This window comes from Ruegeria sp. AP11, assembly GCF_056535865.1.
Genome location: NZ_JBQFJB010000001.1, coordinates 1,303,365 through 1,316,337 on the forward strand (window position 1 = coordinate 1,303,365; position 12,973 = coordinate 1,316,337).

At 60.2% G+C, this 12,973-nt stretch carries 16 protein-coding genes and 1 tRNA gene; 7 read left to right on the forward strand and 10 right to left on the reverse strand.

All coding sequences use genetic code 11. The features are described from left to right. Positions 1–7: 7 nt before the first annotated feature. Complete coding sequence (gene hemC / locus ACR3E4_RS06790; protein WP_480533464.1) at positions 8–964, forward strand: hydroxymethylbilane synthase; 957 nt, start codon at positions 8–10, stop codon at positions 962–964. A gap of 227 nt (positions 965–1,191) precedes the next feature. Here hemC and ACR3E4_RS06795 read toward each other — a convergent pair whose 3' ends face one another. Continuing rightward, positions 1,192–3,426: a CHASE2 domain-containing protein gene (locus tag ACR3E4_RS06795; RefSeq protein WP_480533466.1), complete on the reverse strand. Its 2,235-nt coding sequence runs from the start codon at positions 3,424–3,426 to the stop codon at positions 1,192–1,194. Between the two features lie 48 nt (positions 3,427–3,474). Continuing rightward, entirely contained in the window at positions 3,475–4,440 is a 966-nt protein-coding gene (locus tag ACR3E4_RS06800; protein ID WP_480533468.1) for a FecR family protein, read from the reverse strand. 307 nt (positions 4,441–4,747) lie between these two features. Between ACR3E4_RS06800 and ACR3E4_RS06805 the strand changes: the two genes are divergently transcribed. Together ACR3E4_RS06805 and map are read left to right on the forward strand one after the other, a co-directional pair. Further along, a tRNA-Ser gene (locus ACR3E4_RS06805) sits at positions 4,748–4,837 on the forward strand. A 186-nt stretch (positions 4,838–5,023) separates the two neighbouring features. Continuing rightward, positions 5,024–5,836 carry a type I methionyl aminopeptidase gene (map, locus tag ACR3E4_RS06810; RefSeq protein WP_480533470.1) on the forward strand — a complete coding sequence of 271 codons (813 nt, stop codon included), beginning with the start codon at positions 5,024–5,026 and terminating at the stop codon, positions 5,834–5,836. On the opposite strand, the gene ACR3E4_RS06815 is transcribed toward map, so the two are convergent. The 4 genes from ACR3E4_RS06815 to ACR3E4_RS06830 are packed head-to-tail and all read right to left on the reverse strand — an operon-like array spanning position 5,824 to position 8,431. After that, positions 5,824–6,021 (reverse strand): hypothetical protein, encoded by a 198-nt coding sequence (locus ACR3E4_RS06815; protein WP_480533472.1) that lies wholly within the window; start codon positions 6,019–6,021, stop codon positions 5,824–5,826. The two genes, map and ACR3E4_RS06815, sit on opposite strands and share 13 nt — an antisense overlap. Positions 6,022–6,028: 7 nt before the next feature. Next, the gene (locus ACR3E4_RS06820; protein WP_480533474.1) at positions 6,029–6,664 is read right to left on the reverse strand and encodes an HAD family hydrolase; all 636 of its coding nucleotides are present in this window, start codon (positions 6,662–6,664) and stop codon (positions 6,029–6,031) included. Between the two features lies 1 nt (position 6,665). Continuing rightward, positions 6,666–7,223, reverse strand: coding sequence for a 16S rRNA (guanine(966)-N(2))-methyltransferase RsmD (gene rsmD / locus ACR3E4_RS06825; RefSeq protein ID WP_480533476.1), 558 nt, complete (start codon positions 7,221–7,223; stop codon positions 6,666–6,668). Further along, positions 7,220–8,431: an NAD(P)/FAD-dependent oxidoreductase gene (locus tag ACR3E4_RS06830; RefSeq protein ID WP_480533478.1), complete on the reverse strand. Its 1,212-nt coding sequence runs from the start codon at positions 8,429–8,431 to the stop codon at positions 7,220–7,222. The genes rsmD and ACR3E4_RS06830 overlap by 4 nt, the downstream gene beginning before the upstream one ends. 99 nt (positions 8,432–8,530) lie before the next feature. Here ACR3E4_RS06830 and ACR3E4_RS06835 point away from each other — a divergent pair, with 99 nt between their 5' ends. From ACR3E4_RS06835 to ACR3E4_RS06850, 4 genes are all read left to right on the forward strand, one after another. Then, positions 8,531–9,016, forward strand: coding sequence for a redoxin family protein (locus ACR3E4_RS06835; protein ID WP_480533480.1), 486 nt, complete (start codon positions 8,531–8,533; stop codon positions 9,014–9,016). 104 nt (positions 9,017–9,120) lie between these two features. Then, positions 9,121–9,366: a glycine zipper 2TM domain-containing protein gene (locus tag ACR3E4_RS06840; protein ID WP_480471575.1), complete on the forward strand. Its 246-nt coding sequence runs from the start codon at positions 9,121–9,123 to the stop codon at positions 9,364–9,366. An 11-nt stretch (positions 9,367–9,377) separates the two neighbouring features. Then, on the forward strand, positions 9,378–9,725 hold the full coding sequence (locus ACR3E4_RS06845) for an EF-hand domain-containing protein (protein WP_480533482.1): 348 nt from the start codon (positions 9,378–9,380) through the stop codon (positions 9,723–9,725). A gap of 31 nt (positions 9,726–9,756) precedes the next feature. Further along, on the forward strand, positions 9,757–10,068 hold the full coding sequence (locus ACR3E4_RS06850) for a hypothetical protein (RefSeq protein WP_480533484.1): 312 nt from the start codon (positions 9,757–9,759) through the stop codon (positions 10,066–10,068). Here the strand turns inward: ACR3E4_RS06850 and ACR3E4_RS06855 are convergent. Genes ACR3E4_RS06855 through ACR3E4_RS06870 form a run of 4 tightly spaced genes read right to left on the reverse strand, consistent with a single transcriptional unit; the run spans position 10,065 to position 12,811 of the window. Next, positions 10,065–10,358, reverse strand: coding sequence for a 4a-hydroxytetrahydrobiopterin dehydratase (locus tag ACR3E4_RS06855; protein ID WP_480533486.1), 294 nt, complete (start codon positions 10,356–10,358; stop codon positions 10,065–10,067). The two genes, ACR3E4_RS06850 and ACR3E4_RS06855, sit on opposite strands and share 4 nt — an antisense overlap. After that, positions 10,355–11,542, reverse strand: coding sequence for a GNAT family N-acetyltransferase (locus ACR3E4_RS06860; RefSeq protein ID WP_480533488.1), 1,188 nt, complete (start codon positions 11,540–11,542; stop codon positions 10,355–10,357). The genes ACR3E4_RS06855 and ACR3E4_RS06860 overlap by 4 nt, the downstream gene beginning before the upstream one ends. A gap of 46 nt (positions 11,543–11,588) precedes the next feature. Next, a complete protein-coding gene (locus ACR3E4_RS06865) occupies positions 11,589–12,359 on the reverse strand; it encodes a glycerophosphodiester phosphodiesterase family protein (RefSeq protein WP_480533490.1) in 771 nt (256 codons plus the stop codon). Continuing rightward, a complete protein-coding gene (locus ACR3E4_RS06870; protein ID WP_480533492.1) occupies positions 12,356–12,811 on the reverse strand; it encodes a RidA family protein in 456 nt (151 codons plus the stop codon). Before ACR3E4_RS06870 ends, ACR3E4_RS06865 begins: the two co-directional genes overlap by 4 nt. Positions 12,812–12,973: the final 162 nt, after the last annotated feature.

Here is a 12,973-nt window from a genome sequence, read left to right on the forward strand (position 1 = left end):
TGTGCCTATGACTCTGACATTGCCAACCCCCGCATCACCTCTGAAAATCGGCACCCGTGGTTCGCCGCTGGCGCTGGCACAGGCGCACGAGACGCGCCAGAGGCTCAGCACCGCCTTCAGCCTGTCAGAAGATGCGTTCGAGATCGTGGTGATCAAGACCACCGGTGACAACCGCGCCATGATCGACGCCGACCGCCCGCTGAAAGAGATCGGCAACAAGGGCCTGTTCACCAAGGAAATCGAAGAGGCGATGCTGAAAGGTGAGATCGACATCGCCGTGCATTCGACCAAGGACATGCCGGTGGAACAGCCCGAGGGGCTGGTGCTGGACACTTTCCTGCCGCGTGAAGATGTGCGCGATGCCTTTATCTCTCCAACCCTGAACTCAATCCACGACCTGCCGCAGGGGGCGGTGGTCGGCACCTCGTCACTGCGCCGCCGGGCGCAATTGCTGAACCGCCGACCCGATCTGAACGTGGTCGAGTTTCGCGGCAATGTGCAGACCCGGCTGAAGAAACTGGCGGTCGGCGTGGCCGATTGCACCTTTCTGGCCATGGCCGGTTTGCGCCGGTTGCAGATGGATGAGGTTCCCGCCACCGCGATTGCGCCCGAGGATATGCTGCCCGCCATCGCACAGGGTACCATCGGGATCGAGCGGCGCAGCGATGACCGCCGTGCCGCCGAAATGCTGGCGGCCATTCATGATGTCGAAACCAGCCAGCGCCTTGCGGCCGAGCGCAGCCTGCTGGCCGGGCTGGACGGCTCGTGCGAGACACCGATTGCCGGGCTGGCCCAGATCCGCGACGGGCAGTTGCATCTGCGCGGTGAAGTCCTGCGCCCTGATGGATCAGAAGCGATCTCTGATAAAGTCACCGGCGCCACCGAAGACGGGGCCGCGCTGGGCCGGGCAATGGCGAAAGCCCTGCTGAAACAGGCTGGGCCGGGCTTCTTCGACTGGCGCTAAGTCAAATTTAGTTAACTTATTTCATGTTAATGTGAACTGCTTCACTGTCACCCCTGTGGCGATGGTGCAGTATGAGTTTATCCCGATGAGGATAGAGGGTCAGTCTCGGATATATCGAAAGTTTTAGCCCGTTTTGTTTTAGATAGTATTCGAGGGGGCGAGATTGATCCTTCTGTCCGATTGAGGCGGGACGCAATCGATTACCGATTGCGTCCCGTTCTCTTTTTCTACTCCGCTGCTTTCTCTGCGCCACCGCTATGGCTAAACACAAGCATCTCCGCTTGCGGTTCGGACCGGAAGTCTGCGGTGCGCCCCGACAGCGATCGGTAGAAACTGGCAAGGCCAGGCTCGACCCTTGGCGCCTGGGTCAGGCATTCCTCACACAGGGCCGTTACGACATGCTGTGGCGTGCGGTCGCGAATGGCCTGCAACAGCAGCTCATGCGTGGCCTCCAGGGCCCGGAACTCAGCCGTCTCTGCCAGCGGCCGGTCGCCCACCAACACGAACACCGGTTCCGGTTCGCTTTTGCCTTTGAGGTCAACAAACCCCGCCTCTAGCAGCGCCAGATCCGCACCGGTCACCTTTTGAACCTCGTGCGAAACAAGGATGTCATAATCCACATGCCGGCAGTTCTGTTCGATTCTGGCCGCAACATTCACCACATCGCCGATCACCGTGTAATTGAAGCGGCTGCGCGATCCGATATTGCCGACGCAGGCCAATCCGGTCGCGCATCCGGTGGCCAAAGCGATTTCTGGATGGCCCCGCATGATGGGCGAGGCATTGAAGTCTTGCAGGGCGTTGCGCATTTTCAGCGCAGCCCAGGCAGCCCGGCAGGGGTGATCCTCGACCGGCAATGGTGCATTCCAGAACGCCATCACCGCGTCGCCGATGAATTTGTCGATGGTCCCCCGCTCGTCCAGAATCTGATCCCCGATTTTCGAGAACAGCTCATTCAGCAAGGTCACCAGATCGGTGGCCGAGACCGACTCGGACAAGGGCGTAAAGCCGCGAATATCCGAGAACATCACGGTAATCTCCTGCGATTCACCGCCCAGTTGCAACTGATGGCCATTGGCTTCCATCTCATCGAGAATCTCGGGCGCGACATAATGCGAGAAGGTCTGCCGGATCACCCGTTTCTCGCGCTCGGTCGAGGCAAAGAGGTATCCGGCCAGCAACCCGAAATTCGCCATGCCCCCGGTCAGCGGAAATGTGGCGTCAAACAGAACCGACTGATTGTAGAACGCCAGCCAGCTGATCGCCATCACAACCGCAGCCGCAACCCCGCCCGCGACAAAGGAGGCGACCGCGCCGAAGCTGGACATCACCACGGTGACCACTATGCCCAGAATGACAAAAGCCAGAAGCTCCAGAGCGGCGGTCACATCTGACCGGCTGAGCATCTCACCCGCCAATATCTGTTCAAGTATCTGAGCGTGAATCGACACGCCCGGAACCGATTCTCCCAACGCAGTCTGGTGCATGTCAAAGAGGCCTGCGGCGGACGTGCCCACCAAAATGATGCGGCCCTCGATTTCCGCACGCAGCGCCGGGTCGTCCGGGGTCTGCATGATTGCGTCAGCAGATAGGTATAACTCTGGCTGGTCTCGTCGGTACCTGACCCAAACCTCGCCATTTTCGGTCGTCGGCAATCGAAATTCCCCGACCTCAACCGCAAGCACGATCCCCTCCTCGTCAGAGGATCCTTCAACCAGTATGTAAGGCGCATCCAGAGCAATTCTCAAAGCTTCGATGCCCAACCCCGGCAGTGCCCCGTTCGGCCCGCCCCACAGCGCAGGGACGCGCCGCACGACCCCCATCCCGCCGATGGGCGAGACATTGACGCCTCCGATTCCAGCAGCGCTGCGATCCAGCGGCGGGGCAATTGACGTCCAGTAAGGAACCGAAACCAGGCCCGCCGTTGGGTTTTCGCCGATCTCGACGATACCTGCTTTCGCGCTTATTTCGGTCCCTTCCTGCGAGGTTCGCGCGGCTATGCCCATCACGACTGGCCACTGAGCGACCTCCAACCCGAACAGCACATCGTAATCAATCTTTTGCGCATGGCGCTCTACGGTCAAAACTCCCTCAAGCGCCGGATCATTGAGCAAACGCACGGGCGAGTATCTGTCGGGTTCGACAAACAACATATCGAAGGCAATCGCTGCTGCGCCGTTTTCCCCAAGGTTCCGGACCATCTGCGCCAATAAGGTGCGCGGCCACGGCCACTGCCCCCAGTTTGCCAGCGATTGTTCGTCTATATCCAGAACCCGGACAGGTAGATCCGGGTTGTATTCCCGTGGAGCCAGGCGCTGAAGCACATCGAAGTAGATCAAGCGCGTCATGCGTACGGGATAAGGGTCCAGAACCCTTATGAAGCAACCCAGAAGGATCAGGATCAGGCCCACAAGTCTGAAGCCCAGTCGTCGTCCAATTCTGTCTTTTATCTTACCCGCCACGGTCGCCTCCCTGGCGCAGGGGGAAAAGAACTCAATTCCTTATCTGGCCTACCATCCCGCGGTCGCAGTCACCCCGCCCGCAGTCGCCGTTGCCTGCGCGCCTGATCCGGCAGAGGTTCCTCCGGATGGATTGGCCGAAACATTCGGGCCGCCCCCCGCGCTCACACCAGCGCCGGATGAAGCGCCTGATCCGGCGCTGGCCTGCGCGCCGGGATTGTTCCCACTTTCGCGCGACGGAGATTCGGCACGCGACCCGACCTCGCCTCGGGAGGCCACTTCGCGCTGTTTCTCCTCAACCCGCTCGGATCGCTCGGGGCGATCCGGCTCAACCTTCGGCAGGCTCGCCGTTTGCTCGGAACAACCTTCAGCGCGGAACTGGAACGGGGGCAACAGGGTCTGCTGAGATCGGATAAACGGAAATCCGCCCTTCAGAGCCTTGTCATACTGCGCCCGGTCAGCAGGTCGCCCGACCTGACCGCCCGAGTTGGTTGCGAACATGCTGCATTGACGGCTTGCCGAACGGCAGAATCCGCTTCGACCGCACATCTGGACAGTTCCTTCCAGCACCAGCATCGCACTTTGCTGCTGCGAGGTGATCCACAGATCGAAGGTGGTCCCGCGCACCGCCATCGTCGCCGTGGGCGTTTTGATCGAATAGGCCCGCTTACGGCTTTTGCCCGAGATGAAGCGAAAACTGCCCCCGAGTGCCTGAACGGTGAAATTCTTGGCCTTTCGGTTGCCTCTCAACATCGAAACATCAAGGATCATCCGCGCGTTAGGCCCAACCGCAATCTTGGTCTCATCCACGAACAGCAGCTGAACAACGCCCGTCTTGTTGGTTGAAATGGTATCGCCCGAGACCACCTGCATCCCTTCGCGCAGGCGAATCTTTTTGCCGGCACGGATTACATCCGCACCTTGTTTGACGCTCAGAACCTTTCCGATTGATGCGATGACCGGTGCCGGAGATGCCGCCAGGGCAATGATAACAAACAACAACTTCAACCAGGCCAAACCAAAGTTCCCTTCCCCCAAAGGTACCCATCGGGGTTTACGTTTACCCCGCGCCCGATATCTGTCGCCTCAGAATGCTAAATCTGAATAGTCTTGCAATAAATTAAATCTAAACAAATATGCGCTAAAACGAATGGTTTTGGCAAGCTTCCGGTTCAAACGGGCTCGATAGGGCCTCTCAGGCTGCGCATCTCTGATCTGATTGCAGACAGGGAACGGTGGTATTCATCACCGGTTTTCAGAAAATTTCTGTCGGCATGGAAAATCGCCTTGTATCCCGCCAACTGCCGAGGATATACCGGCCAGCGGAGACGTGGCCGAGTGGTCGAAGGCGCTCCCCTGCTAAGGGAGTAGGCGGGAAACCGTCTCGAGGGTTCGAATCCCTTCGTCTCCGCCACCCATACGACGCTATCGCGGGTGCCATCTGTCAGAATTGTCTTGTTTTTGGGCGGGCAACGCATCGTTCTGGATGCAGCCACCCGGCTGATTGTTCACCCCGACAAAGTGACCCTGCGCCCTCTGGAACTTTCTGCGCAAGCAGCGTAAAAGGGGCGCTGCGCAGAACATTTGGAGCCCCGCACCGATGAAGGAACATCGTGGCCGTCTGACCAAGGACGGTATCCGCATTTACGAACAGGGTGACTTTGCCGGAATGCACACGGCAGGGGCACTGGCTGCGCGGATTCTGGATGACATTGCCGAGCATGTGTTTGTGGGCCAGACAACCGGCGCCATTGACGGGCTGATCACTCAGATGGTCGAAGAGGCGGGCGCGACCTCGGCCACCATTGGGTACAAGGGCTATCAGCATGCCAGCTGTATCAGCGTGAACCACGTTGTGTGTCACGGGATTCCCGGCGACAAGCGGCTGAAGGATGGCGATATCCTGAACATCGACGTGACCGTGATCGTCGATGGTTGGTTCGGGGATACCTCGCGCATGTATGTGGCAGGAAAGCTGCCGCGCAAGGCCGAGCGGCTGATTCAGGTGACCCATGACGCCCTGTTCAAGGGCATCGAGATGGTCAAGCCGGGCAACACGTTCGGTGATATCGGCCACGCCATTCAGGCCTATGTCGAGGCACACCGCATGAGCGTTGTGCGCGATTTCTGCGGCCACGGGCTGGGCCGCGTGTTCCACGCGCCGCCCAATGTGCTGCATTACGGGCGTCCGGGCACCGGCGCGGTGCTGGAGGAAGGCATGTTCTTCACCATCGAGCCGATGGTCAATCTGGGTCGTCCCGAAACCAAGACGCTGGCCGATGACTGGACCGCCGTAACCCGCGACAAGTCGCTGTCGGCGCAGTTTGAGCATTCTGTAGGTGTGACTGCAGATGGGGTCGAGATTTTCACCCTGTCACCGGGCGGGAAGTATCACCCGACCTATTCGTCCTGATCGGCAGCCTGATCGCGCAGCAGTTTCAGCAGTAATGTTTCATCCCGCCAAGGGATGACGGCGTCGTGGATGAAAACCGGCGCGCGCATCGGTCTGGTCGGCGGCCCGGTGGCGGTGTCGCTGTCTTCTGAGAAAGCCCAGAGCGGTGGAGTGATGGCGCGGTCCATAAGGTGACCATAGCACATTCCCACCTCAGAGTCCCATGAGCGCGGGCACCTGTGACATATCCGTGAAAACCTCGGCCCCCAGCGTCGCCAGCCGTGCGCCGTCATCATGTGGCGCATAGGCCAGGCAGCGCATATTGGCACGGATGGCAGCGGTGACGCCGTTTTCGCTGTCTTCGATGACGACCGGGGCAGTGGCTTTGAAATGCCGCGCCGCAGTCAGGAACAATGTGGGATCTGGTTTGCCACTGCCCAGCACGTGGGCTGAGAACATGGCCTCACTGAAACGCTCCCACAGCCCGTTCTGACCCAATGTGATCTGCATTTTCTCGGGGCGTCCGTTTGAAGCAACGCAGTATGGAATGCCATTTGCATCCAGTTGCACCAGCAGATCCGGAATACCCGCGACCAAAGGTGTGCCCGCACGCAACCTTGCGTAGATATCCGAGTAGATATGATCCAACCAGTCATCGGGCAGGTCTGCCCCCAGATTTCGCGCCTTGTCGCGTACGCCCGTCATGGTGCCGCCGACAAACAGAGACATGCACTCGGACAGGGACAGGTGCAGCCCATAGCCCGCAAGGTTGTCGACCAGGACCTGATTGGCAATGACCTCGCTGTCGACCAGAACGCCGTCACAATCGAAGATAACCAGATCGTGCATCTTAGGCCCCCGTGCACCACATCAGCGAGATATGCGTGTCGCCGTATTTCCGCGTATCGTGCAGAGCGCAGCCCTCGGGCGCGGTCATGGGGGCGTTTTCCTCCCACACGATCAGCGCATCCTTGGCCAGCCAGCCGCCTTGCAGGGCCGCAGCCAGCGCCTTTTGACCCAGCGCTTTGCCATAGGGCGGATCGAGGAAAACCAGATCGCAGGCGGCGCCCGGGTTTTCGCTTAACCGGGTGGCATCGCGGCGGATCAAACTGGTCTGGCTGGCGCTTCCGGTCAGGTCGATATTCTTGCGGATCAGACCCTGCGCGACCCGCCCGTCATCGACGAAGGTGACATGGGCCGCACCGCGCGACAACGCCTCAAGCCCCAGCGCGCCCGTCCCGGCAAACAGGTCGAGCACCTGCAATCCGTCAAAGTCAATCTGGTGGCTGAGGACGTTGAACAGGCTTTCCCGCACCCGGTCCGTGGTCGGGCGCAGATGGGCACCCGCGTCGCCTTTGCCAACCGAGGCCAAGGCCCGGCCCCGGAAGTTTCCGGCGATGATCCTCACGCCTTAAGCAGCGGTTTCAGGTCCGCGTCAGGGTTGGCCACCACTGCCGGATCGGCGGTTTTGCCCGCCTCGATCAGACGTTTGCCGACCATGTAAGCGCGCGGGTCATTCATCGCGTCGACCGCGATGAGTTGATCACCCTTATAGTACCAGAAGGACACCGTTGCGCCTTCGCCCTTGCGGGTCACGACACGGTCATAGCCCGTGTTCAGCCCGGCGATCTGCAGTTTGACGTCGTATTGATCCGACCAGAACCAAGGCGTTGCGATGTAATCCCTGGCAGCACCCAGCATGTTCTGCGCCACGATCTCGGCCTGATCGATAGCGTTCGGCACGCTTTCCAGACGTATACGGCCTTCGCCATGCGGGAACGAGGCGCAATCGCCCGCCGCCCAGATCGATGGGTCAGAAGTGCGGCCATGCGCATCGGTCTTGATGCCGTTGTCGAGCTCCAACCCGGCCAATTCGGCCAGCTGGGTCGACGGCGCGATGCCGACGCCGACAACGACGAAATCCACTTCAAGCTCGGTCCCATCGGTCAGAACCGCCCCGACCACCTTGCCGTTTTCACCGACCAGTCGATCCAGGCCAACGCCTTCGCGGATGTCAGCCCCGTATTCCGAGTGCAGCGCGCGGAAATAGTCGCTGGTCTCTTTCGCGGCAACACGTTGCAGGATGCGTTCCGCCATCTCGACCAAAGTCACCTGGACCCCGCGCTTGGCACAAACGGCTGCGGCCTCAAGCCCGATATAGCCGCCACCCACGATCAGCGCGCGCGCGCCCTCGGTCACCCGAGGCTCCATCTCGTCGATATGGGCCAGATCGCGCACCACATGCACGCCCTCAAGATCGCCGCCGATCGCAGCGGGCAGGCGACGCGGGTCGGACCCGGTGGTCAACGCCAGTTCGTCATATGCGATGACCTCATCGCCGACAGTCACCGTCTTGGCCTGCGGATCGATTCCGGTCACACGCTGGCCCAGACGCAGGGTGATGTTGTTTTCGGCATAGAAGCTCTCGGGCCGCAGAAACAGGCGTTCCAGCTCCATCTCGCCCAGCAGGTAGGCTTTGGACAAAGGCGGGCGCTGATAGGGCAAATGCGGCTCGGACCCGATCAGGGTGATGTCACCCTCGAACCCGTCCTTGCGCAGCCGCGCCACCAAGGACGAACCGGCCTGCCCTGCCCCGATCACGACGATATGGCTCATGTTGTGCCTACCTTACAGAATATCCATGGTCTCTTTGTTGCGACCACCTATATTGCGGCAAAGCCCCATTCTGCAAATCCAAATGACAGGAGCCGAAAAATGATTTCAACAGGAGAGAGCCTGCCCGAAGCCACACTGATCCAGATGGGCGCGGACGGGCCCGAAGAGGTTCGGATTTCAGACAAGACCAAGGGCCGCAAGGTGGTCATTTTCGCCGTCCCCGGCGCGTATACCGGCACGTGCACGACCGCCCATGTGCCCAGTTTCATGCGCACCAAAGACCAGTTCGACGCCAAGGGTGTGGACGAAATCATCTGCCTGTCAGTCAACGATCCCTTTGTGATGCACGCCTGGGGTGAATCGACCGGTGCCGCGCAGGCCGGGCTGACCATGATGTCCGACGCCGCATCCGAATTCACCAAGGCCATCGGCATGGATTTCGATGCGCCACCCGTGGGCCTGTTCGCGCGCTCCAAACGCTATGCCATGCTGGTCGAGGATGGCAAAGTCGTGGCGCTGAACATCGAAGACAATCCCGGCACCTGCGAGATCTCGGCCGGTGAGGGCCTGCTGGAAGTGATCTGATCTGCGCTGGCCCCGGCGCCACCGGGGCCAACCAAACGTCTAATTAACTTGATGCAACGCGCCGATCTGCCGATACTCGGCCCATATAGCTCGGGAGTTGATTGATGCGTTTGAAATTGCTCACCCTACTTCTTGCCGGAACTGGCGCACTGGCCGCCTGTGGTCCGGCCCCCACCCCTCAGCAACAGGCAGCCCGACAGCACGAAATTGCCTGTCTCAGCGGCACCTTGGGCGGCGCGCTTATTGGTGGCGCGATTGGCAATCAGTTTGGCGGCGGATCGGGCAAAGCGATCCTGACTGCGGCGGGCGCGGCAGCAGGCGGCGTATCCGGCCAGCGCTATGCGTGTTGAGGAGGATTGAGATGAAACATGTACTGATCGCAATCACTGCGCTGACACTGGCTGGGGCTGCAGGGGCCGAAAGCGTCTCGGACCTGAACGAGGCCGAACTGAAGAATATCGACACCAACAATGACGGCTTCCTGTCCCAGGACGAGTTCAACGCCTTCTCGGATTACGCTTTTCAGGCGATGGACGAAGACAAGAACGGCACCCTCGGCCTGAGCGAGGCCAAGCCGTTTCTGGATATCAAACAGTTTCAGGCGGTTGACCGTGACGGTGACAGCCTTATTTCCAAGGCTGAATACGCGACACAAATGCAGCGCGATTTCGAAGCGGCAGATCAGGATGGCAATGGCCTGCTGGACTGACGGCCGATTTTGACAATAGCAGGAGGGCGTCATGCGGTTTTGGATCGGATTAGGAGCACTGGCGGCCCTTGCAGCCTGCGATGTGCCGCAATCCCCGGTGATCACCGGGCCGGACGGGCAGGCGCGAATTCAGATCAACACCAGCGGCCTGACCTGCTATCAGACGCGTTGTCTGGATATCGATCCGGCGGCCCGCAGCGTACGTTCGATCGGCAACCGCGCGATCCGCATCCCCGGCAATATCGATGTCAGTGATGGCACCGTTACCATCGCTGAGTTCACCGAAATGGGCACCAGGGCCATGCTGGCCGGTGGCGTGGGATCAGGCGGAGATCGGCGTTAGATCAGGCTGTCCATCTTGCGCGCCAGCTTGGCGTCCTGCGCTGACAGGCCGCCCACATCATGGGTGGACAGGACCACTTCGACGGTGCGGTAAACATTGGACCATTCCGGATGGTGGTTCCACTTCTCGGCAAAGATCGCGACCTGGGTCATCCAGCCGAAAGCATGCACGAAGTCCTCGAAAATGAAGGTCTTGGTGATCGCGTCGCGGTCTTCGACCATGGTCCAGCCATTCCTGAACAGCGGGTCCAGCAGCGGGCCGCGGGTCTCGGTCGACAGAAGTTCGGTCATTGCTGTTCCTCCGGGTTCGATTTCCTGAACGGACCGTAGTCCGTCAGAATTTCGATCTCTTCTCCCACTGCGTGGGCTTCGGCGTCCAGATATTTCTGCACCGCCTCAGCAAAACCCGGATCACCGATCCAATGCAAGCTATGCGTGCGTGTCGGCAGATAGCCGCGCGCCAGCTTGTGTTCACCCTGCGCTCCGGCCTCAACCCGGGCCAACCCCTCGGCAATGGCAAAGTCGATCGCCCTATAATAGCACAGTTCGAAATGCAGGCAGGGGTGATGCTCAATGCAGCCCCAATAGCGACCGTAAAGCGTCTCACGCCCTATGAAGTTCAGAGCACCCGCAACTGGGTATCCGTTGCGCTGGGCCAGCACCAAAGCCATATCATCGGCCATGGTTTCCTGAGCAATATCAAAGAATTGTCGGGTGAGGTACGGCGCGCCCCATTTGCGAGCACCGGTGTCCTGATAAAACCGCCAGAAGGCATCCCAGTGCTCAGGACGCAGATCGTCGCCGGCAAATGTCCGGATCTGGCCCCCGAAATCACAGGCTTGTGCGCGTTCCTTGCGGATATTCTTGCGTTTGCGCGACGATAGCGCCGCCAGAAACCCGTCAAAATCCGCGTAGTCGTCATTGAGCCAATGAAACTGCTGCGAGTGCCGCACCATCAGGCCCATCTGTTCGCCCGCCAACGCCTCGGCTTCGGTGCAAAAGGTGGCGTGCAGGGACGAGATACGGTTCTCGGCGGCCAGTTGCACCGCACCCTGCACCAGCGCCGACATGCCCACCGCGTCATAGCCGGGTCGGACCAGAAAACGCCTCCCTGTCGCGGGCGTAAAAGGTACGGCGATCTGCAGCTTCGGATAATACCGCCCGCCTGCGCTTTCATAGGCATGGGCCCAGCTATGGTCGAAGATATACTCGCCCTGCGAATGCGATTTCGCATACATGGGTGCGGCACCGATCAGCATCCCATCCAGATAGGCGGTCAGATATTGCGGCTGCCAGCCGGTGCCACGCCCGACCGAGCCGCTGTCTTCCAAAGCCCGCAGAAATCGGTGCGTGGTGAAGGGATCATGCGGCCGTCCGCCATCGGCCGCTTCGGGGCAGGCGCAACTGTCCCAGTCCCGCGCGGAAATCTGCGACAGCGAGGTCAGAACCCGAACTTCAATCTGTGCCTGATCCATATGCCCTCCGCGCCTTGGTCATTATCTGTGACAGACGGGCCGGGCTTCAACCCGGATGCGCGGCCAAATACCCCTCAAAGGTCACATTGTCGGCAACCTTGCGGGCCTCAGCCTCTTGTTCAGTCGAACGAACCGTCCAGCACAGGATCGGAACACCCTGCGCCTTCAACTCGGCAACGCGGGGGCGGGTCAGGTCTTCGACTTCATGGCTGATGAAGCTGGCGCCGACACGCTCGAAATCCGGGATCGCACGCAAATGCTCACAGATCCTGGCAGGCAGCCCTTCGATCTTGGGATCGTAAGAGCCGGTGACGATCCCGCGCGGCAGATCAGGGGCGATGCGTGCCAGTTCTGCAACCGTGTTCGGGTTGAACGACATCAGCGCAACCGGCCCGTCATACCCCTGCAAAGCGCGCACCGCATCCGCTTCGAGTGCGCCAATATTCGTGCCCATCGCGCCATCCTGATCCTTGAACTCGATCAGCAGGGGCACACGCCCGCCAACAAGTTCAAGCACTTCACTCAGGGTCGGGATGCCTTCGTCTTGTGCATATAACAGCGGCAGGCCCTGCGCCTGCGCGAGCTTGATTTGCTGAATCGGGCCGGACTGTCCGGTCAGACGCTTCAAATCATAATCGTGAAACACCATCGCGTGGCCATCTGAGGTGAGCTGCAGATCAATCTCGATCCCATAGCCCGCTTCGATTGAAGCACGGATCGCAGCCCGGCTGTTCTCGGGCCGTCCATCCGCGACGTCGTGCAACGCCCGATGCGCGATCGGGCGGTGCAGAAATTCAGAAGGCAGGGACGGTGTCATTGGACCTCGAAGATACCTTCGATCTCGACCGCGACACCCAGCGGCAGCGAGGCTGCGCTGACCGCCGAACGCGCGTGACGCCCCGCGTCGCCCAGCGCCTCGACCAGGAAATCCGACGCGCCGTTGATCACTTGCGGCTGCGCGGTGAAATCAGCGGTCGAGTTCACGAAGCCGGTCAGCTTGATCACGCGCACCAGCTTGTCGATATCTCCGCCACAGGCCGCCTTGACCTGTGCCAGCAGATTGATGGCGCAGACCTTGGCCGCAGCAGCACCCGCCTCGATATCCATGTCGTCGCCCAGTTTGCCGGTGATCAGATCGTCATCTTTAGAGATCTGGCCCGAGACATAGACGATGTTGCCGATCCGCACGAACGGCACGTAATTCGCCGCCGGAGCAGGCGCGTCGCTCAGGTTGATGCCAAGGCTGTCCAGTTTTGCTGCGATGCTCATGAATTGGGTCTCCAACGTTATGAATTCGGGCGGACGCTAACCGGGAACGGCGCTGTCGGAAAGCCGGAAAGCGGCATTTCACCGATATCCTGCGTTCTGGGCGCATCTCCTCTCATTCAGGAAGTGTTGATATCGTGTCACTTTACCAGTCCCCATCGCGTG

Coding starts and splice junctions, on each gene's coding strand:
- hemC (WP_480533464.1), top strand. CDS start 8: ATGACTCTGACATTGCCAACCCCCGCATCACCTCTGAAAATCGGCACC.
- map (WP_480533470.1), top strand. CDS start 5,024: ATGAAGGAACATCGTGGCCGTCTGACCAAGGACGGTATCCGCATTTAC.
- ACR3E4_RS06815 (WP_480533472.1), bottom strand. CDS start 6,021: ATGTGCTATGGTCACCTTATGGACCGCGCCATCACTCCACCGCTCTGG.
- ACR3E4_RS06820 (WP_480533474.1), bottom strand. CDS start 6,664: ATGCACGATCTGGTTATCTTCGATTGTGACGGCGTTCTGGTCGACAGC.
- ACR3E4_RS06830 (WP_480533478.1), bottom strand. CDS start 8,431: ATGAGCCATATCGTCGTGATCGGGGCAGGGCAGGCCGGTTCGTCCTTG.
- ACR3E4_RS06835 (WP_480533480.1), top strand. CDS start 8,531: ATGATTTCAACAGGAGAGAGCCTGCCCGAAGCCACACTGATCCAGATG.
- ACR3E4_RS06840 (WP_480471575.1), top strand. CDS start 9,121: ATGCGTTTGAAATTGCTCACCCTACTTCTTGCCGGAACTGGCGCACTG.
- ACR3E4_RS06845 (WP_480533482.1), top strand. CDS start 9,378: ATGAAACATGTACTGATCGCAATCACTGCGCTGACACTGGCTGGGGCT.
- ACR3E4_RS06850 (WP_480533484.1), top strand. CDS start 9,757: ATGCGGTTTTGGATCGGATTAGGAGCACTGGCGGCCCTTGCAGCCTGC.
- ACR3E4_RS06855 (WP_480533486.1), bottom strand. CDS start 10,358: ATGACCGAACTTCTGTCGACCGAGACCCGCGGCCCGCTGCTGGACCCG.
- ACR3E4_RS06860 (WP_480533488.1), bottom strand. CDS start 11,542: ATGGATCAGGCACAGATTGAAGTTCGGGTTCTGACCTCGCTGTCGCAG.
- ACR3E4_RS06865 (WP_480533490.1), bottom strand. CDS start 12,359: ATGACACCGTCCCTGCCTTCTGAATTTCTGCACCGCCCGATCGCGCAT.
- ACR3E4_RS06870 (WP_480533492.1), bottom strand. CDS start 12,811: ATGAGCATCGCAGCAAAACTGGACAGCCTTGGCATCAACCTGAGCGAC.